Raw genomic sequence first — 18946 nt, 5'->3', positions numbered from 1 at the left:
GCTAGTATCTAAAGTTTGACTGGAATTGTGCATAAACCCAGCCTAGTTGAATTCGACCCCCATAGATCAATCCTTGTGCCAAAAAAAGTTCGCTATTTCAGCGTGTTTCCATCCAAGTTGTTGTCTTTATCGGCAATAGGAAAGCGTGGATAACTTCAGGCTAGGGCTGGCCAGGCATATGCGGGGTGAGTGTATATAAGAAATACACTAACAATATTTTCTACTGACCATGGTATAGAAATGCTGTTGCCAATAATAATGATATTGAAAGTTTGCTAGCTGAATGAGTGTGTTAAAAAACTCTGCAGAAGATCTATACAGTCCTCTCGTTGTTGTTTACTAGTATTGGCAAACCCTAATACCAGGCCATGGTTCAATGATTTATCGGGGTAGAAAAAAGAAAGTGGCGTGCTACCGAAGCGGTGCTGGGCTAATTGCTTTGACAGTTCTAGGTCATTCCTGCCGGGCGTGGCGAGTACCAAGTGCATTCCGGCACTACTTGCGATGAGTTGCGCCTGGGGTTCAAGTTTTTCTCGTGCCAAGTCGCAAAAATGCAGCCATTTTTCCCGATAGTTGATGCGCATTTTGCGCAGGTGTCGTACGAAGTGTCCCTCGTCAATAAAGTCGGCAACAACCGCCTGGGCAAGTAGGGGGGAGTGGCCGGAGAGTATTTCCTTTGCCCGAGCAAATGCCTGTACACAGGGTTTGGGAACGATCATGTAACCTAAACGAAGGCCGGGCTGCAGGCTTTTACTGAAGCTGCCCATATAGATAACCGGGGTATGCTCTGCCATTCCCTGGAGAGCGGCGACAGGTTTGTGCTTAAAGGAAAATTCGCTGTCATAGTCATCCTCTAAAATCCAGCATCGCGTCTTGCTGGCCCAGTCCAACAGCTTTAGCCGTTCACTGGCAGGCATGACTCCGCCCATGGGGTACTGATGGGTTGGCGTGGTGTAGAGGACTTTGCCGTGCAGTTGGCTTTTGATCAGTGCATCCACGTCTAAATAGCCGCTTTGCAATTCGGCCAATGCCAACTTGGCGCCGCAGGCTTGAAACACCCAGCGGGCGCGGCGGTAGCCAGGGTTTTCCATGATGGCGGTATCTCCGGGGCCAAGTAGCACTTGTGCGCACAGGCTCAAGGCTTCCTGGGCGCCATTGGTTATGATGATCTGGTCTTCATCACAGAGCACTCCGCGGCAGCTGCGCAGGTATTCTGCCAATGCCTGGCGTAAGGGTGGATGGCCCTGGCTGTGCCCATAGCCAAGCAGTGGAAACCTATCTTTATGGCGCCTGTAGAGTCTGGACCAAATAGCTAAAGGAAAGGCATTGAGATCCGGTATACCCGGTGAAAAAGGTAGAGATACGTCGCTGTCGGTTTTAAATGCCGTTGCAGTCTGCAGCTTTTGGCCAAGGGCTGAGAGCCCTGGTAAGGGAGCGGTACCATCGGAGTCCTGGGAATGCCATGCCTGGTGTTGTGGTTTCTGTACGTAAGCGGGCAGGGCGCTAGATACAAAAACGCCCTGTCCGACATGGCTGGTAACAAAGCCCTCTGCTTTGAGCTGCTCTAACACCAGTGTGACCGTATTGCGGCTGATATTCAGGGTGGAGGATAGTCTACGAGAGGAGGGGAGCTTGCTCCCTGCTGCGAGACGGCCGCTGCAAATCCACTCTACCAGGTTGCGGTATAGTTGGCTTTGTAACGGTTGCCTGGGGTCCAGGGTTAAGTCGGCAAAATCGGGGCTGCTCAAACTGGCACCATTAACTGATTAAAACTGGATCTAATCAGAGTACCAGCAACTCCCTATATTGGCGATATCTGTTGTTGATAAATCGTTGTGGGAGTTTTTAAGAATGGTAGTTTTAGATTCCGCAAAGAGTGAACTGCCGGTAACTGCGAAAAGCCGGGTGCGCCGTGCTGCCAAGAGGGCCAGTTATCGTCGCGAGGATATTTATCGTTTAGTCGATGAACTGAAGCTGGGGCATATTGCTTTTACTCAGGATGGTGAAGTGATTGTTATTCCCATGACGGTATGGCGCCATGGGGACTTTTTGTATTTTCATGTGCTTAATAAAAGCCGCCTGCAGAAGTTACTGGATTCGGGGCAGCAGGTGTGTATTTCCTTTGCCCACTATGACGAATGGGTCCTGGCTAAATCCGCCTTTCATCACAGTGCCAACTATCGCTCGGCAGTTTTGTTTTGCCGCGGTGCGCGGGTGCAGGACCCAAAGGAGTTTGATGCGGTTTTCAAATCTATTATCGAAGATATCGAGCCCGGCCGCTGGAGCCAGGTGCGCGCTCCAAACCCTCAGGAGCGCAAGGGTACGGCCCTAATGCGCCTGACCATAGAGGAAGGTTCTTTTAAGAGTCGCACAGGAGCGCCATCAGACAATAAAGAAGATCTCGATTTACCGGTCTGGAGTGGCACTAAGCCCGCCTGCCCGTTTAAATAGCATCAGTATCTTCAGGAGTTTTGTTGGTGAGGTTGATAATGGCAAGCATATCTTCGTTGTCCTTATCCATACCCACTTCAGTAAAACCAAAACTGGAATAAAAGTCTTTAGCCACTGGGTTTTTGGGGTTGTAGCAGATTTCTATTTGCTCGATATTGGGTGTTTGCCGGATTTCTTGTAGGGCTAGCTGAAGCGCTGCCCTACCTATCCCCTTCCCCTGCTGCTTCTGGTCAACCATAAATCTCCAAATGGAAATTTTTTCACGGCTCTCTTTCACCCACATAAGAAAACCAACGGGCTTTTCTCCCATATAAATCGCACGAGTTTCATACCCTGAATTGAACTGTGCCTCCACCAGTGACCACATATTGCAGGCAACGTATTCTTGCTGCGCTTCGGCGACATCCAGATCGCAGACCGCCTCATAGTTATTCTGGGTTATAGGTTGTAAAGAGGTACGCATTGTTGAGTTCTACATTTCCATTGCTTTAAAGTTTGGGTGTGCTTTAAAACGCAGTTTATTTTTTAAGAACCTCTAACGCCACCTGTAAAATTTCTTGCTCGCTGCTTTCAATATTCGGCCTCACCCCCTGACCCTCCCAGTTAACCAGCTCCTTAGATAAAGTCGAAACCGGGCGACTAGAGGGAATTCCAATTTCAAAGTTAAATGGCAGGGTCTGAGGCGCATCCATCATATGGGCTCCGCCGGCGCTGGCACTACCGATAATAGTGGCTCTACCCAGTTGTTGCAGCGAGAAGGCGATGCTTTCTGATGCGGAGAAGGAGCGCCCATTGATCAGTACTACCATGGGTCTCTGGGTGCCATAGGCTGGCCAAGGAAGTTCTTTGATGCGTTCAGGGGAATGTTGCTTCTCTCTGGTTTCAATGACATATGGCAGGGGGTTAGTGGGGTCCACAAAGGATTCGAGGATGGCAGTGGCTGTATCACTATCACCACCGCCATTATTGCGCAGGTCCAATATCAGACCGTCACTGTGTTGCAACAGGGTAAATGCCGCGGCCAGGCTTTGCCGGGCATTTTCAAAAGTATGGAATGAAGAGAGTTTGAAGTAGGCAATATTACCGGGCAATAACTCTAGTTTCTTTACACCATAGTTGTTCTTGGGCGCCTCGGCTCGCCACTGTGCTATCCAGTTGTTGGAATCTTCATTAGGGCTTACCGGCTCCAAATAGAAATGTTTGTCTCCGGACAGTGTTCGGATTTTCTCGGTAATTAGCTTGGCAAAACTTTCGGAGTCCCGACAAAGGTGCAAAGCTTCAGGGCTACTGGCCATCTCAGACAACGCCAAGGAAACGCTCTGGGCTTTGTCTGCGAGTACATAAGTTTCTGCAATAGCGCTGGCGGCGGATTGGATAACTACGGTGGGATTAAACTGGCAATCCTCATCGCTTGCGTAAGTCGCTGAAGAGATGGTGTGGCACAGGACCAGGCTGAAGGCGGCAATCAGTTTCATGGCTTTTTATTCTCCTTGGTAATGCACTGCTGAATGCGATCGAGATAGGGGTGTTCCTGCAGAGCGGCAATCGCCTCTTCGACGAGTGCTGTTAGAGGTGTAGACAGTTGCCGATTTAATGAACGTTCCGCTTCAACGGTGGCTTGCCAGTGGACTTCAAGCTTTGGTAGTAAGCGCTGGCCTTTACGGCTGAGGCGGACCTTGCGCTGGCGTGCATCCTCCCCGGTGAGGATTTCTAATAATCCCTGCTGGACCATATCTCTGACCGTCTGGCTGACCGCCGGCTGGGAGATTGCGGCACTGGCCGCTATTTCATTGATGGTGACCGGGCTCTTGTGGATAAGGGCTCGCATCACCGGTGTATAACGCGGCTTGTAGTTTTTAATACCGCAGGTGCGGTAACTATCTGCGACATCGCCGTCCAGTAATTCGATTAAATGCCTGAGGCGAGTACCCAACTGGCTGTATTTCATAGTGTTGAATTTATATAAGTGCTTATATAAATGATTGTAGAGTATCTCCCTACGCTGTGGCATTTCCTCAACCTCCTGTGAACCCGTTAACCCTTCGCTTGATCGCGGACACACGGTTTTAGGTTGCCGGCAAATGCCAACCCTTTCCAATCACCACACATTGAAACCGAAATTTAACATTTGTTTCATCGAAATTTAGGAATTCCCCGCCACTCTGTGCGCCGCTTAATCCGTATCAGGCAACTGGGAATAACGACGATGAAACAATTTGGCTTGGCTGCTCTGGCAGCCCTGGGTCTTCCACTGATGGCTGCAGAGGTCCAAGCCAGCGACCTCATTATCTCGGAGTACATTGAGGGCAGTGGTAACAATAAAGCGCTGGAAATTTTTAATGGCGGTGAAACTACGATTGATCTGAGTGATTACGCCATCCAGCTTTTTTTCAATGGTTCCGATAGCGCCTCTGCGAACATTGCTTTGAGTGGCACTTTGCAGGGCGGTGCGGTATTTGTTCTGGCCCACGGCAGTGCCGATACAGTGTTGCTGGATCAGGCCGACCAGATTTATACCAGTGGCCTGTTTAATGGTGACGATGTAGTAGCACTTGTAGGTCCCAATGGTTTTGTTGATGTGATCGGCCAAATTGGTACTGACCCCGGCAGCCAGTGGGGCAATAGCAGCCTCGGCACACAAAACCAAACACTGGTACGCAATCTGGATGTGCAGACAGGCCGCTCCGATGGCAACAGCACCTTCGATCCCGCTCTGGAGTGGTCCAGTGAGGGGTTGAATAATTTTGATCACCTGGGCTGGCACGGCGCCGATGGTGGCAATGGAGATGGTGACGGTAATGGCGGTATCGAGCTGGGGGCCTGTGGCGATGCAGCAACCTTAATCAGCCAGATTCAGGGCAGCGGCACCGCGAGTGCGCTTGAAGGCGAGCGCCACGAAATTGAGGCGGTGGTTGTCGGCAATTTCCAAGATCCCAATACCGGCCTGGCTGGTTTCTTCCTACAGGAAGAGGACAGCGATCAGGATGGCGTGGATGCGACTTCAGAAGGACTGTTTGTACACGACAATGCCTTCGGTGTGAGTGTGCAAGTTGGCGACCTGGTGCGCGTGGGGGGTATCGTCGATGAGTTTTTTGATTTCACAGAGTTGAATCAGATCGATGGTGTCAGCATTTGTGGAAGCGGCTATCAGGTAACGGCGGCTAATGTACAGATGCCGTTTGGCTCTGTGGCAGAGCAGGAGCAGCTCGAAGGGATGTTGGTTGAATTCCCACAGAGCCTCACCGTTAACGGTCATTACAACCTGGGCCGCTATGGCGAAGTGATCCTGTCCAACGGCCGCCTGTATATCCCCACCCACAATAATATGCCGGGCGCCGCAGCGGCGGCTCAAGTGGAAGCCAACGCACTCAACCAGATTATTCTGGACGATGGTTCCACAGTGCAAAACCCCGAGACAATGCCTTATCCGGCCTCGGGTCTCAGCGCTTCTAACACCTTGCGCAGTGGCGATACTCTGGAGGGGCTTACCGGAGTGATGGGGTACGGCTTTGGTGCCTACCGTGTTCACCCTGTGGAAGTCCCCCAATTTACCCCGGTCAATCTACGCGATGAAGCGCCCATCTTACCGGGTGATGGCAGCCTGCGTGTTGCCAGCTTTAACGTGCTGAATTACTTCAATGGTGACGGCAACGGAGGTGGCTTTCCCACTTCGCGCGGTGCCGATACTTTGGAAGAATTTGAGCGCCAAAGAGAGAAAATTATTTCTGCAATCCTGCGTATGGAAGCCGATATTGTCGGCTTGATGGAACTGGAAAATGACGGCTACGGTGTCGATAGTGCCATCCAGGATCTGGTCAATGGGCTCAATGCTACAGCATCAGGACACAGCTACCGGTTTGTGCAGCCGGACCTCACGCAGCTGGGTAGTGATGAAATCGCCGTGGGCATGATTTACCGCAGCGACCGTGTTATGCCGATTGGCAGCGCCGTTACTCTGCAGGATTATCCTTTTGATGACGGTAACCGCCAGCCGCTGTTACAGGCATTTGCCGAACTCTCCTCCGGTGAGCGTCTCGCCGTGGTGGTGAACCACTTTAAATCCAAGGGAAGTTGTCCAAATGATGGCAGCCTGAACAGCGATCAGGGGGATGGCCAGGGCTGCTGGAATGCTCTGCGTACTCAGGCTGCCGATGCCCTGGTGAGTTGGGTTGAGAATGACCCCACCGGAACTGGAGTTGACCGTGTTTTAGTGCTGGGCGACCTCAACAGCTACGCCATGGAAAACCCAATTACGGCTCTTGAAGGGGTGGGTTATACCGACCTTCTGGAATGGTACGGAGCGGGACAGGCTTATTCCTATGTCTATGACGGCCAGTCTGGCTACCTGGATCATGCGCTGGCCAGCCCTTCACTGGCTCCGTTGGTTACTGCCGCTGTGGACTGGCATATCAATGCCGATGAACCGCGAGTGCTGGATTACAACCTTGAACACAAGAGCCTAGAGCAGCAGGAAAACCTCTACTCTACAGGCCCCTTCCGTGCATCCGATCACGATCCCTTAATTGTTGAGCTGGATCTGAGTGCAGATAACCTAGCGCCCACGGCAGAATTCAGCTGGGAGTCTGAAGGGTTGTTGATTAATTTTATCGATAACAGCACTGATGCAGATGGTGAGCTGTTGAGCTGGTCCTGGGATTTCGGCGACGGTGTAACCAGTAGCGAGCAAAACCCCAGCCACACTTTCGATGTGCCGGGTAATTACTTGGTACGTTTGCAGGTAAAAGACGATCGCGGTGCGGTATCCACACAAGAACAGATTGTTGAAGTGATGGATGATACGATTTCATTGCAGGCCAACTTTAAACTCCATCGCTTTTTCCGTTGGGTATGGGTAGAAGATCGCAGCCAATACAGTGGTGATAATAAACTGCAATACCACTGGGATTTTGGGGATGGAGTGCAGCGCAACGGTCGTTGGGCGTTACATCGCTACGCACAAACGGGTAATTACGAAATTACCCTCACAGTGACTGATGGTGAGGACGCTGAAGACAGCGCCTCTCAAGTAGTAAAAATTTCCTGGCCAAGATGATATATGTCAATTTTTGATTAATAATAAATATTCTGGTTGCCCTGGCGCTGGGGTTTTGAATTCCCTGTCGTCGCTTCACCAGGATTCTTTGAGTTGATAGCTTTTCCCTAGAAGCGAATGGCCGCACCCTGGTGGTGCGGTCTTTTTTATTTCGCACTCCTTAAAAAATTAATTGCCCCCATTTGTTTTTAAGCTGATGACCCCCTTTGGGAGAAAGAAGGACCATACTAGGTTCTGTCTTGTTGGGTTACAGGGGCGCCCCTTTATGTCGTGTGCATTCAAAAGTCTCGTAGGTTTAAGCCTGGAGTGGACTGGCACCCATTATTCCGAGGTGGGGGATTTCCCTGATCTCTCCACCTATATTGTCAGTTATGAGTCAGAATCCAACTGCTATATCACTGCCGGTGGTAAGCTGGTATGTGAAGCCAGTTACTCGTACGCGCCTATGGGAGTACGCATGGCAGCACTGGTTTATCGGCCGAATATCTACCAGGGCCGACGTGGAGTTGTTCTTTACGCCATGTTGGATTTTGACTTGATGATGGATCGCGCAGTTATTATGCATAACGATCAACCCCTCGCGCTGGCCAATGGCAGTTTTCGGGTGGTGGAGACGCCGGAAAAACCCGTCGTTGGTTAGGGGAGAATTAAATTAAAATATCGGGAGAGCTTGGTATGGATAATCATGAAAAAATTAATTATGTAGAGTTCCCATCTAAGAGTCTGGCAAAGACCAAGACTTTTTTCACTGAGGCCTTTGGTTGGGAATTTACAGATTATGGACCCGAGTACTCCGCTTTCTCCGGCGCAGGCTTGGACGGTGGCTTTTTCCAGGCGGATATGCACAGCTCAGCAGTGAATGGTGCCGCGTTGGTAGTACTTTATAGTTCTGACCTGGAAGATACGTTACAAAAAGTCGAGCGGTGCGGTGCTAAGGTGGTCAAACCTATTTTTTCTTTCCCCGGAGGAAGGCGCTTTCATTTTGCCGAGCCCAGCGGCAATGAATTTGCGGTTTGGTCAGATATCGGAGAGAAACAGTAATTTTAGGTTGCACCAATAAAAAAGCCCCCGTGGGGGCTTATTAATTTTTGCTAAGAAATTTTCGCTGAGCCCTCAAGCTGATAATTCAGTTTGTTTCTCATCGGCTAATTAAGCGCTAATAGATATATACTGCTCCGCTAGAGTATGCTGAATTATCTTGCTGATTGCCGCCGATGCCCGTGGCGCCACTATCTTCTTGAAAGGCCCCTACCGCTAAGGTCTGGCCATCTGCGCTGAGGCTGATATTACCAAAACTAAAATAGTCTCCCTTTTCGGTATTACTGGCTTTTAGGTAGGCCTTCTGTTGCCAGTTGTCCTCACTTCGGGCGAAGATATACACGGCACCAGACCAATCTGCACTATTATCGCCTTCATCGCCATTAATGCCAATGGCACTGCTACCCTCCCGAATGGCTCCTACCGCTAGGGACTGGCCATCGGCGCTAAGACTGAGAGATCCACCAAATCGGTCATAAGAATTTGTATTACTTGCCTTAATATAAGCCTGTTGCTGCCAAGTATCGTTGTTGCGAATAAAAATATAAGCTGCGCCAGCACCCGTTGCCTGGTTGTTATTTGCATCGCCATTAATACCGGAAGCATTGCTACTCTCAGCTGTAGCTCCTATGGCCAGGACCTTGCCGTCTGCGCTTAAACTGAGTGAAGAACCAAAATAATCACCTTCATCAGTGTTACTAGCTTTTATGTAAGCCTGTTGTTGCCAGTCGGTGTCACTGCGGGCAAAGATATACACCGCACCAGAATTATATGTGCGATTGTTACTTTGATCGTTGTTAATACCGGTAGCACTGCTATTTTCATTTGGTGCGCCCACTCCGAGTATCTGGCCATCGGCACTGAGGCCGACAGTATAACCAAAAAGGTCATTTTCATCGCTATTGCTAGCCTTTATGTAGGCCTGCTGTTGCCAGGTGCCTTTATCTCGGGTGAAGATATAGACTGCTCCGCTATCCTCTCTTGAAGCCCCAACAGCTAAAGTTTGGCCATCGCTACTAAAGCTGAGTGAATCACCGAAGTTTTCAGAGGCATCTGTATCACTGGCTTTAAGGTAGGCTTGTTGCTGCCAGTCATCTTCATTGCGGGCGAAGATATAAACACCACTATCAGTACCTACTGCGAGAGTCTGGCCATCGGCATTCAGACTGAGTTCTGAACCAAAATACTCCCACTTTCTATTGTTGTTGGCTTTAAGGTAGGCCTGCTGTTGCCAGCCGCTTTCACTGAGAGTAAATATATACACCGCACCGGATTCATCTGCATCATTATTGCTTCCATCTCCATTAACACCTGTGGTGTTGCTATCCTCTCGAGGTGCCCCTATTGCTAGGGTCTGGCCATCAGCACTAAGGCTGATTGCTTTGCCGAAATCATCGTGGGCATCTGTATTACTCGCTTTGAAATAGCCAATGCTTCCTGTCAGTAAAAAATCGTCAACAGAAAGTATCGTTGAATCACTACATCTTTCTTGAGATCCCTCACCGTTGCAGGCCTGTAGAATATATTGCGCATTAGTTCGGGAATAGAGTGCTGTTTCTAGTTTGAGTGTTAGGGATTCATTACCTTGGGGAATATATTCAGCAACCCGTCTAAAACCGGAAACCCCATCGGGGTTTTCCAGTAAATGATAGTGGCTAGCATTTTCAGCATCAATCCACGCGAAGCGGAACTTCTTTATTGCCTCAAAACTTAAAGCAATTAGCTTTACTTGCTCTGGTGCAATAGAGGTGTCACCTCCATTTGAGGGATCTTCTGTTGCCGGTGGAGTACCGTCTCCTGTTGAAGGGGTACTTGCTACCGGTGAATTTTTTTCAGCAGTATCGCCGGTGCTACTGCTACCAGATCCGCCACCGCTACAACCGGATAGGAGTAAGGCAATTAGGGAGATCTTTATAATTTTTCTGTTCATAACTTTTGACTGGTTATCTTTGGCGCCTGATTATGCAGTTTGTATCTGTGGGAATTCAAATATTACTTTCTATAATTTTATTTTTTCATAAAATTTTTTTAATTGTCGGGCTTCTATAGATTATGTTTTCGAATGTTGTGAATTTTGCACTCTGGTGCTACTTGCTGTTTGGAAGTTTTTTTAAGAATTCTGTACCAAATGGGAGGGTATGTTTTTGTTGTTTTCAGGATTTTTGATTTTATTTTTGTTTGGTGGGTGAGCTGGAGAGGCGATTTCTGCGGTTGTGGCTGATTTTTTTGGGCGGGTTGTGTTTACATACTAGGGGCTGGTAGAGATATGAATAAATATAAAGTTACCACAAAGAAAAGAGCATCTTGTTAGATATTTTCAGCGGTAATTTTAGAGGGTTTAGGATGATGGTTTTTTCTGGCTTTAGTGGCAGGTTGGTGGTGTCAATAAGATATTTTGGATTTTAAAATGAGAATAAAGGGGGGTTGGTGGCATTTAAGCTCCAGGCAGTCAGAGTTGAAGATAGTAAGAGCTAAATCAGGAACAGACGTTTCATTTAGCTAAATTGTATAGTAATGATTTTTTATTTTGATTGGGTGTTGAGTAGCAATAACAAGCGCTTAAACAATATTCAATAAAAAAGCCCCCGGTTTTATTCGGGGGCTTTTTAAAATCTGGATGAAAGAGTTTTAAGATTACACCTTAAATTCAGTATCCAGCTTCTTTTCCACCAACTGCTTTTTTAATTTCGCATACTGGGGTACGCCGTTTTTGTAGGGGGGGTAGTCCTCGCCCTGAATTAACGGTAACAGGTACTCGCGTCCCGCTTCGGTAATACCGAAGCCGTCTTCACTAATATATTCTTTCGGCATAAATTTTTCGACGTTGGCCACTTCAGACAGTGGCGCTTCCGCGATAGACCAGCTGTACTCTTCACCTTCTGCACGAATAATTGCCGGCATAATCGCATTCTTGCCGGTTGCCGCCATTTCCACGGCGGCGCGACCGACGGCGTAGGCCTGCTCCACATCGGTGGCGGAGGCGATATGGCGGGCGGCGCGTTGCAGGTAGTCGGCCAGTGCCCAGTGGTATTTCAGGCCCAGCTCGCTTTTGATCATATTGGCGAGGGTTGGTGCCACACCGCCAAGCTGCTTGTGACCGAAGGCGTCGGTAGTGCCGGCATCGGCGAGGAAGGTGCCGTCTTCGTACTGGGCGCCCTCGGAGGCGACGATTACGCAGTAGCCTTTCTCGTCCACGGTCTTTTGCACCTTGGCCAAGAACTTCTCTTTATCGAAGGCCACTTCCGGGAACAGGATGATGTGCGGTGCATCGCCTTCCTCTTCCTTGGCCAGGGCGCCGGCGGCGGCAATCCAGCCCGCGTGACGACCCATTACTTCGAGGATAAAGACCTTGGTGGAGGTGGCGCACATAGAGGCGACGTCCATGGCCGCTTCCTTGGTGGAAACTGCAACGTATTTTGCTACGGAGCCGAAGCCGGGGCAGTTGTCGGTTAGCGGCAGATCGTTGTCGACCGTTTTGGGAATATGGATGGCCTGGATTGGATAACCCATGGTCTCAGACAGTTGCGAGACTTTCAGGCAGGTGTCAGCGGAGTCGCCGCCGCCGTTATAGAAGAAGTAGCCGATGTCGTGGGCCTTGAATACTTCGATCAGGCGCTCGTACTCTGCGCGGTTCTCTTCCAGGCTCTTCAGCTTGTAGCGACAGGAGCCAAAGGCGCCGGAGGGAGTGTGACGCAGTGCGGCGATGTCTTCCACACTTTCCTGGCTCACGTCGATCAGTTCCTCTCGCAATGCGCCGAGGATGCCGTTCAGCCCCGCATAGACTTTACCAATTTTGTCCTGGTTTTCACGGGCAGCTTCTATTACGCCGCAGGCGGAGGCATTGATTACGGCAGTCACACCACCGGACTGCGCGTAAAAGGCGTTCTTCTTCGACATGGTTATCCTGTTTTCATAGAGATCTTGGGAAGTGACCCGATCCGGTTGTCCGCCGGACGCTCTTCGGCGGCGCCAGTGGGGAACTCCGGGAGCTCGTATCGGGTGTCGGCCGTAGCTGGAAAATTCCTACCACCCTAACGGGGGTGAGGCCGATCTGTGCGGGGGCGGAGTCTAATGGAATAGCGAGTAAATTGCATGGCAAACGGGGCATTTGGCAATTACTGGCCTGTTTTGCCGTGGTAAGCTTGCGCCGCAACCCCCAGGAGTACAGATTTTCGCCATGCATATCCATATTCTCGGTATTTGCGGCACCTTTATGGGCAGCCTAGCCCAATTAGCGGTGGCCGAAGGACACCGGGTCACCGGTAGCGATGCCAATGTTTACCCCCCCATGAGCACTCAACTACAGCAGGCGGGTATTCAGATCACCGAGGGCTATGACCCGGCTCAGTTGGAGCCGGCCCCAGACCTGGTCATTATCGGCAATGCCATGTCCCGCGGTAATCCCGCCGTAGAAGCGGTACTTGAACAGGGGCTGGCCTATACATCCGGTGCCCAGTGGCTCTGTGACCATTTCCTCGGCGGGCGCTGGGTACTGGCAGTAGCGGGCACTCACGGCAAGACCACGACTGCCAGCATGTTGGCTTGGATTCTGGAAGCGGCGGATATGCAGCCCGGCTTCCTGATTGGCGGTGTACCCGGTAACTTCGGTGTTTCGGCGCGCCTGGGGGAGTCCCCTTTCTTTGTGGTGGAGGCAGATGAATACGATACCGCCTTCTTCGATAAGCGCTCTAAGTTTGTGCATTACCGCCCACGCACAGTGATTATCAACAATCTGGAGTTCGATCACGCCGATATCTTCGACGATTTGGCGGCGATCCAGCGGCAGTTTCATCATCTAGTTCGCACGGTGCCCGGCAACGGCCTGATTGTCAGCGCCGCAGAAGATAATGTGGAGCAGGTATTGCAGCAGGGCTGCTGGAGTGAAGTACTGCGCTTCGCCAGTGAGGACCAGCCGGGGATTATTACGGGCGACTGGTGTGCGGTGGATATTGCCGCAGACGGCAGCAGCTTTACCGTGTTATTCAAGGGGGAACAAGTAGCACATGTGGAGTGGGATCTCACCGGTATGCACAATGTGCGTAACGGACTCGCCGCTATGGCTGCAGCTCGTCATGTGGGCGTGGTACCAGAGCTAAGCGCCTCTGCCCTTGGGCGTTTTCAAGGCGTAAAGCGCCGAATGGAGTGTCTGGGCGAAGTGGCTGGTATCCGCGTTTACGATGATTTTGCCCACCACCCGACTGCGATCGAATCCACGCTTACGGGCCTCAGGGCCAAAGTGGGCAAGGACAAGATCATCGCCTTGATTGAACCCCGTTCCAACACCATGCGCATGGGCGTGCATCAGGGCCAGTTGGCCAGTGCCTGTAGCGGTGCGGATATGGTGTTGTGGTATCAGCCCCAAGGGATGAATTGGTCTCTGAATGAAGTTACTCACCACTCTCCGGTACCGGCCAAGATTTTTGACACTATCGAGAATGGTGTGGAATCGGCACTGCAGCTCGCCGGCGAGGGTAGTCATATCGTGGTGATGAGTAACGGCGGCTTCGGTGGTATCCATCAGCGTTTGATTGGAGCCCTGGAGCAAAAATATAACTATTCGACCTGAAAAGAGTCAGCACTTTAGTGATCGGGGAAGTGATCTTGCAGCAAGCCACATTTAATAAAACCGTTACCCTGGCCATGACTGGGGCTTCCGGGGCCCAATACGGCCTGCGTTTGTTGCAGTGCCTGCTCGCTTCTGGCGTGCGCGTCTGGCTGTTGATGTCTGAGGCGGCCCAGGTAGTGATCAATACAGAGACCGACCTGCAACTGCCGGAGGGCGACGATGACACACTGCAGGCTTTTCTCGCCGATCGCTTCGGCGCCCAAGAGGGCCAGTTGAAACTGTTTGGCAAACGCGACTGGTTTTCGCCGGTGGCATCCGGCACTGGCGCGTCGGCTAGCATGGTGATCTGCCCGGCTAGCGGCGGCACTTTGTCGGCCGTTGCCTGTGGAGCTTCCAACAATCTGATTGAGCGCGCTGCGGATGTGGCGTTGAAGGAGCGCCGCCAGTTGATTTTGGTTCCGCGCGAGGCGCCATACTCGGAGATTCACCTGGAAAATATGCTCAAACTCACCCGCATGGGCGCGATGATTCTGCCGGCCAGCCCCGGTTTTTATCAGAAGCCGCGCACGGTCGAAGACATAGTCGATTTTGTGGTGGCGAGACTGCTCGATCAGTTGGGCGTGGAACAAAAGTTGTTGCCGGCTTGGGGTGAGTAGGTCACAGGGAGATAAAAAATAGTGAAAGCGAGCATAACCATCCACTACTGTGTGCAGTGCAATTGGATGTTGCGGGCTACCTGGATGGCCCAGGAGTTGCTTCACACTTTTGCGGATGACCTACAACAGGTTGCATTACAACCCGGAACTGGAGGAGTATTCGAAATCCGCATTGGTGAAAATTTGATCTGGGAGCGCAAGCGCGATGGCGGTTTTCCCGGAGCAAAGGAACTCAAGCGGCGCGTGCGGGACCTATTGTTTCCCGAGCGCGATCTGGGACATATCGATACTCCCTGAAAATATTTCCAATAGCGCCGTGTAAACGCAAATTTTGTATTTGCACCAGCACTGCCGGGGCGATCAAAATATGCGCCGTACTGCGGCCCACTGATTTATTGGATAGAAGCAAAACCTATGCTGTCAGCTTTCAAGAACTCGTATGAATACCTGGTAACCAAGCGGCCACTGGCTGTGTTGGTAGTTATCGGCCTGCTCACCCTGCTGGCAGCGATGGGCTTGCCCCGCTTCAAGATCGATGCCTCGGCGGACTCCCTCACCCTGGAGGCCGATGAGTCCCTGGATTATTTTCGTGAGATCGCTGAGCGCTACGCTAGCGGGGACTTCCTGGTGGTCACCTATCGCTATGAGGATGGCGACCTGTTTAGCGATAAATCTCTACAAGCTCTGGCCAAGTTACGCGATGAGCTGGCCGGAGTAGATGGCGTTTCCAGTGTACAGACCATCCTCGATGTCCCTTTGCTGTACAGCCCCAAGCTGTCTTTAACCGATATCACCGATGAGATTCGCACCCTGTCCCAGGCAGATACTGATCGAGACCTGGCCCGACAGGAGTTTCTCTCCAGCCCTATTTACCGCGAATTGATTCTGAGCCCGGATGGCCAGACCACCGCACTGCTCGCCAATCTGACGCTGGATAGCCACGGTATAGAATTGGTGCGCGAGCGCGATGCCCTGCGCCGCAAGCGCAATAGTGAGGGCCTGAGCCCGGAAGAGGCTGCGCGCTTGGAAGAGGTGAGTGCCGTCTATTTGGAGCACCGGACTGCTCAGGAGTTGGAAGCGCGGGCGCGAGTTGATGAGGTGCGGGGGATTCTCGCCGGTTACAAAGGCGAGGCAGAGTTGTTCCTCGGCGGTGTGACCATGATCACTTCGGACATGATCACTTTTATCAAAAGTGATCTGGTAGTGTTTGGTGTGGGCATCCTCGTCTTCATTATTCTGACTCTGTTGCTGATCTTCCGTCAGCCCCGTTGGGTGCTGTTACCGCTGCTCACCTGTGTCACCACCGCAGTGATGATCCTGGGTCTGCTCAGCTGGCTCGACTGGCGCATGACTGTGATTTCCGCAAACTTTGTCGCGCTGCTGCTAATTATTACCCTGGCGATCACCATCCACCTGGCGGTGCGTTACCGCGAATATATTGCGCAAAACCCCGACTGGAGCCGTGAAACACTGGTGCTGCAGACAGTGCGGTTTATGGCCAAGCCCTGTCTGTACACGGCCCTGACCACTATCGTTGCGTTTGTATCGCTGGTGGTGAGTGGTATTCGCCCGGTTATCGACTTTGGTTGGATGATGACGATGGGGGTAACTCTAGCCCTGATGTTGTCCTTCCTGATTATCCCCAGTTTTCTGATGATCCTGCCCAAGCGCCAGGGCAAAGTGAGTGCGGATAATTCCCATGCATTTACCCTGCGTTTCTCTAGCTTTGCCGAGCGCCATAAGTTTGTGGTGTTAGGGGTGTCCCTGGCCGCTGCGGTGATCAGTGTGGCGGGAATGCTGCAGCTTAAAGTGGAAAACCGCTTTATCGATTACTTCGATGATTCCACCGAAATTTACCAGGGTATGCTGGTAATTGACCGCCGCCTGGGCGGCACTGTGACCCTGGATATTATCCTCGACAAGCCTGTGGAAGAGGAGCCTGCCTTCGAAGGTGAAGAGGATCCTTTTGCCATGGAAGCGGAGGAAGATCCGTTTGCGGTAGAGGAAGATCCTTTTTCCTCAGATGACCCTTTTGGCGGAGAAGAGGAGTCTCAGGAACAGAGTTATTGGTTTACCGTAGCTGGTCTCAATACCTTGGAACAGTTGCACGATTACCTGGAGGAACAGCCAGAGATCGGTAAGGTGCAGTCCCTCGCCACTCTGTACAAAGTGGCTCGTGACTTGAAAGGTGGCCAGCTCAATGACTTTGAGTTGGCGGTGGCCAATACCAGCCTGCCGCCGGAAATTCGCGGCGTATTGGTAGATCCCTATCTCTCAGTTGAGAACAATCAGGCCCGCATCACCCTGCGGGTGATGGAGACTGATCCGAATCTGCGCCGTGGCGAATTGATCGAGCGCATTTACGATTACGCGCATAATGAAATGGGTATAGCACCGGAAAACATCCACCAGACAGGACTGCTGGTGCTCTACAACAATATGCTGCAGAGCTTGTTTAAGTCCCAAATCCTGACCCTGGGGGCGGTATTTGTGGGCATCCTGTTAATGTTCCTGGTGTTGTTCCGTTCTCTGTCGATTGCCATTATCGCGCTAGTACCGAATATGCTGGCGGCCTGTGTGGTTCTCGGTGGTATGGGGCTCGCCGGCATTCCATTGGATATGATGACCATCACCATTGCGGCGATTACCGTGGGTATTGGGGTGGATCACGCGATTCACTATCTGTACCGCTTCCGCGCCGAGTTTGCCAAAGACGGCAATTACCTGGCTACCATGCATCGCAGCCATGCAACTATCGGTCGCGCCATGTTCTACACGGCGATCACCATTATTGCCGGCTTCTCGATCCTGGCGCTGTCCAAGTTTGTGCCTTCTATTTACTTTGGCCTCTTGACCGCCTCGGCGATGTCCGCGGCACTGCTGGGCTCACTGACTTTGTTGCCACTGTTACTGGTGATATTCAAGCCTCTGGGTGCCGGTTCTGTAGATAGAAGTGAGGTGGAAATTCCAGAGGGCGCAGCCAAGGCCTGAGGGAATATTTTTTAGAGTTAGCAATAAAAAGCCGGGCAATTGCCCGGCTTTTTATTAGCAGATTAATTCGCGGAGAATTAATCCTGGCGGCTGGTGATTTCCAGAAGGTGGTAACCAAACTGAGTTTTTACCGGGCCGTGTACCTTGTTCAGTTCCTCAGAGAAAACGACCTTGTCGAACTCCGGCACCATCATACCCTTGCTGAACTCACCCAGGTCACCGCCGGAACGGCCGGAAGGGCATTGGGAGAACTGCTCCGCGATTTTGCCGAAATCGGCGCCATTTTCGATCTGATCTTTCAGTTCCAGGCACTTGTCTTCGGTCTGTACCAGGATATGGCGGGCTGTTGCTTTAGGCATGAATAGTCTCCATTCGTTAATAAACCGCAGCAGCTTAATGGCTGTGGGTCGTGCTTGCCACCGACAATTACCGGGATTCCGTGGAATATTGCACTCAAACAATTGGATTGGCGCTTAAAGGCCTCGCCAGTAATCTCGGTGATCCTATTGGCAGTGGTATCTTTAGTACTTCAACCCATCCAACGAGAGAGCATTTTGCAACAGATCCCCCTTTTTCCCCTGAGCGTGCCCCTCTACCCAGGTGTTGCGCTACCTCTACGTATCTTTGAACAGCGTTATCTGCATTTGGTTAGCGAATCTCTGAAAAATGAGAGCGGCTTTGGTGTTGTTTTGATTCGCTCTGGCGGCGAGGTGGGCAACGCCTCAGTTTGGCCCCTTGGGGTCTATGTGCATATTGTCGATTGGAGTCAGGGGGAGGAGGGCTTGCTGCATGTGCAGGTAGTAGGGCGGCGGCGCTTCCGCATCAGTCACACCGAGCGGGCTGAAGACGGCCTGTTGCTGGGGGATGTTGAGTGGTTGCCGGATAATGCCCCCCGGCCGATACCTGCAGATTGCGATGGCCTAATGGCAGTGCTGGAAGAGTTAAAGGAGCGTGCCAAGGATCTTTCACTCAAGTTCGATAATGTCGACTCCGCCGATGCCCTGTCCTGGCAACTGGCCCAGTTGTTACCCCTGGAGGATAAAGCGAGAGTAGATTTGCTGGCCCTGGAAGACCCCTTGGCCCGTCTCGCCAATATTGCTGAGAACCTGGATCGTTGGAGTCGGGAGTAACCCAACAGCAGGAATCCATTTATGCCGTTTAAACCCCCGGCTGCTGGGGTATACTGCGCGG

16 protein-coding genes are annotated in these 18946 nt (G+C 51.5%); 9 read left to right on the top strand and 7 right to left on the bottom strand.

What is annotated here, in order from left to right; genetic code table 11:
- Positions 1-275 precede the first annotated feature (275 nt).
- Complete coding sequence (pdxR, locus tag ACJJIJ_RS13760) at positions 276-1748, bottom strand: MocR-like pyridoxine biosynthesis transcription factor PdxR (RefSeq protein WP_444937638.1); 1473 nt, start codon at positions 1746-1748, stop codon at positions 276-278.
- 103 nt (positions 1749-1851) lie between these two features.
- Here pdxR and ACJJIJ_RS13755 point away from each other — a divergent pair, with 103 nt between their 5' ends.
- On the top strand, positions 1852-2451 hold the full coding sequence (locus ACJJIJ_RS13755; protein ID WP_444937637.1) for a pyridoxamine 5'-phosphate oxidase family protein: 600 nt from the start codon (positions 1852-1854) through the stop codon (positions 2449-2451).
- On the opposite strand, the gene ACJJIJ_RS13750 is transcribed toward ACJJIJ_RS13755, so the two are convergent.
- From ACJJIJ_RS13750 to ACJJIJ_RS13740, 3 genes are read right to left on the bottom strand one after another with little or no spacing between them, the layout of a single operon-like run.
- Positions 2444-2914 carry a GNAT family N-acetyltransferase gene (locus tag ACJJIJ_RS13750; RefSeq protein ID WP_444937636.1) on the bottom strand — a complete coding sequence of 157 codons (471 nt, stop codon included), beginning with the start codon at positions 2912-2914 and terminating at the stop codon, positions 2444-2446. The two genes, ACJJIJ_RS13755 and ACJJIJ_RS13750, sit on opposite strands and share 8 nt — an antisense overlap.
- Positions 2915-2969: 55 nt before the next feature.
- Entirely contained in the window at positions 2970-3926 is a 957-nt protein-coding gene (locus tag ACJJIJ_RS13745) for a S41 family peptidase (RefSeq protein ID WP_444937635.1), read from the bottom strand.
- Complete coding sequence (locus ACJJIJ_RS13740; RefSeq protein ID WP_444937634.1) at positions 3923-4462, bottom strand: MarR family winged helix-turn-helix transcriptional regulator; 540 nt, start codon at positions 4460-4462, stop codon at positions 3923-3925. The genes ACJJIJ_RS13745 and ACJJIJ_RS13740 overlap by 4 nt, the downstream gene beginning before the upstream one ends.
- Positions 4463-4657: 195 nt before the next feature.
- Here ACJJIJ_RS13740 and ACJJIJ_RS13735 point away from each other — a divergent pair, with 195 nt between their 5' ends.
- The 3 genes from ACJJIJ_RS13735 (at position 4658) to ACJJIJ_RS13725 (ending at position 8545) form a co-directional block, all read left to right on the top strand.
- On the top strand, positions 4658-7504 hold the full coding sequence (locus ACJJIJ_RS13735) for an ExeM/NucH family extracellular endonuclease (RefSeq protein ID WP_444937633.1): 2847 nt from the start codon (positions 4658-4660) through the stop codon (positions 7502-7504).
- Positions 7505-7769: 265 nt separating this feature from the next.
- Positions 7770-8144 carry a hypothetical protein gene (locus ACJJIJ_RS13730; protein WP_444889542.1) on the top strand — a complete coding sequence of 125 codons (375 nt, stop codon included), beginning with the start codon at positions 7770-7772 and terminating at the stop codon, positions 8142-8144.
- Positions 8145-8179: 35 nt separating this feature from the next.
- Positions 8180-8545 carry a VOC family protein gene (locus ACJJIJ_RS13725; RefSeq protein WP_444903033.1) on the top strand — a complete coding sequence of 122 codons (366 nt, stop codon included), beginning with the start codon at positions 8180-8182 and terminating at the stop codon, positions 8543-8545.
- Positions 8546-8660: 115 nt separating this feature from the next.
- On the opposite strand, the gene ACJJIJ_RS13720 is transcribed toward ACJJIJ_RS13725, so the two are convergent.
- Both ACJJIJ_RS13720 and ACJJIJ_RS13715 read right to left on the bottom strand, forming a co-directional pair.
- Positions 8661-10472 (bottom strand): hypothetical protein, encoded by a 1812-nt coding sequence (locus ACJJIJ_RS13720; protein WP_444937632.1) that lies wholly within the window; start codon positions 10470-10472, stop codon positions 8661-8663.
- 704 nt (positions 10473-11176) lie between these two features.
- Positions 11177-12439 carry a 6-phosphofructokinase gene (locus tag ACJJIJ_RS13715; RefSeq protein ID WP_444887056.1) on the bottom strand — a complete coding sequence of 421 codons (1263 nt, stop codon included), beginning with the start codon at positions 12437-12439 and terminating at the stop codon, positions 11177-11179.
- Between the two features lie 280 nt (positions 12440-12719).
- Here ACJJIJ_RS13715 and mpl point away from each other — a divergent pair, with 280 nt between their 5' ends.
- The 4 genes from mpl to ACJJIJ_RS13695 all read left to right on the top strand — a co-directional run bounded on the left by mpl (position 12720) and on the right by ACJJIJ_RS13695 (position 17755).
- Positions 12720-14108 carry a UDP-N-acetylmuramate:L-alanyl-gamma-D-glutamyl-meso-diaminopimelate ligase gene (gene mpl / locus ACJJIJ_RS13710; protein ID WP_444937631.1) on the top strand — a complete coding sequence of 463 codons (1389 nt, stop codon included), beginning with the start codon at positions 12720-12722 and terminating at the stop codon, positions 14106-14108.
- 29 nt (positions 14109-14137) lie between these two features.
- Complete coding sequence (locus tag ACJJIJ_RS13705; protein WP_435583650.1) at positions 14138-14764, top strand: flavin prenyltransferase UbiX; 627 nt, start codon at positions 14138-14140, stop codon at positions 14762-14764.
- Positions 14765-14785: 21 nt separating this feature from the next.
- Positions 14786-15061: an Rdx family protein gene (locus tag ACJJIJ_RS13700; RefSeq protein WP_286036977.1), complete on the top strand. Its 276-nt coding sequence runs from the start codon at positions 14786-14788 to the stop codon at positions 15059-15061.
- A gap of 117 nt (positions 15062-15178) precedes the next feature.
- On the top strand, positions 15179-17755 hold the full coding sequence (locus tag ACJJIJ_RS13695) for an efflux RND transporter permease subunit (protein ID WP_444937630.1): 2577 nt from the start codon (positions 15179-15181) through the stop codon (positions 17753-17755).
- Between the two features lie 77 nt (positions 17756-17832).
- On the opposite strand, the gene ACJJIJ_RS13690 is transcribed toward ACJJIJ_RS13695, so the two are convergent.
- Positions 17833-18135 (bottom strand): peptidylprolyl isomerase, encoded by a 303-nt coding sequence (locus tag ACJJIJ_RS13690; protein ID WP_286037026.1) that lies wholly within the window; start codon positions 18133-18135, stop codon positions 17833-17835.
- Positions 18136-18309: 174 nt separating this feature from the next.
- Here ACJJIJ_RS13690 and ACJJIJ_RS13685 point away from each other — a divergent pair, with 174 nt between their 5' ends.
- Positions 18310-18885 (top strand): LON peptidase substrate-binding domain-containing protein, encoded by a 576-nt coding sequence (locus ACJJIJ_RS13685; protein WP_444887053.1) that lies wholly within the window; start codon positions 18310-18312, stop codon positions 18883-18885.
- Positions 18886-18946: the final 61 nt, after the last annotated feature.

The sequence above is a fragment of the Microbulbifer mixtoriginis (SeqCode) genome (genome assembly GCF_052467945.1).
The sequence above is the reverse complement of the archived record's forward strand: the minus strand, read 5'-3'. Positions and strand labels throughout refer to the sequence as shown.

Coding starts and splice junctions, on each gene's coding strand:
- ACJJIJ_RS13755 (WP_444937637.1), top strand. CDS start 1,852: ATGGTAGTTTTAGATTCCGCAAAGAGTGAACTGCCGGTAACTGCGAAA.
- ACJJIJ_RS13750 (WP_444937636.1), bottom strand. CDS start 2,914: ATGCGTACCTCTTTACAACCTATAACCCAGAATAACTATGAGGCGGTC.
- ACJJIJ_RS13745 (WP_444937635.1), bottom strand. CDS start 3,926: ATGAAACTGATTGCCGCCTTCAGCCTGGTCCTGTGCCACACCATCTCT.
- ACJJIJ_RS13740 (WP_444937634.1), bottom strand. CDS start 4,462: ATGCCACAGCGTAGGGAGATACTCTACAATCATTTATATAAGCACTTA.
- ACJJIJ_RS13735 (WP_444937633.1), top strand. CDS start 4,658: ATGAAACAATTTGGCTTGGCTGCTCTGGCAGCCCTGGGTCTTCCACTG.
- ACJJIJ_RS13730 (WP_444889542.1), top strand. CDS start 7,770: ATGTCGTGTGCATTCAAAAGTCTCGTAGGTTTAAGCCTGGAGTGGACT.
- ACJJIJ_RS13725 (WP_444903033.1), top strand. CDS start 8,180: ATGGATAATCATGAAAAAATTAATTATGTAGAGTTCCCATCTAAGAGT.
- ACJJIJ_RS13720 (WP_444937632.1), bottom strand. CDS start 10,472: ATGAACAGAAAAATTATAAAGATCTCCCTAATTGCCTTACTCCTATCC.
- ACJJIJ_RS13715 (WP_444887056.1), bottom strand. CDS start 12,439: ATGTCGAAGAAGAACGCCTTTTACGCGCAGTCCGGTGGTGTGACTGCC.
- mpl (WP_444937631.1), top strand. CDS start 12,720: ATGCATATCCATATTCTCGGTATTTGCGGCACCTTTATGGGCAGCCTA.
- ACJJIJ_RS13695 (WP_444937630.1), top strand. CDS start 15,179: ATGCTGTCAGCTTTCAAGAACTCGTATGAATACCTGGTAACCAAGCGG.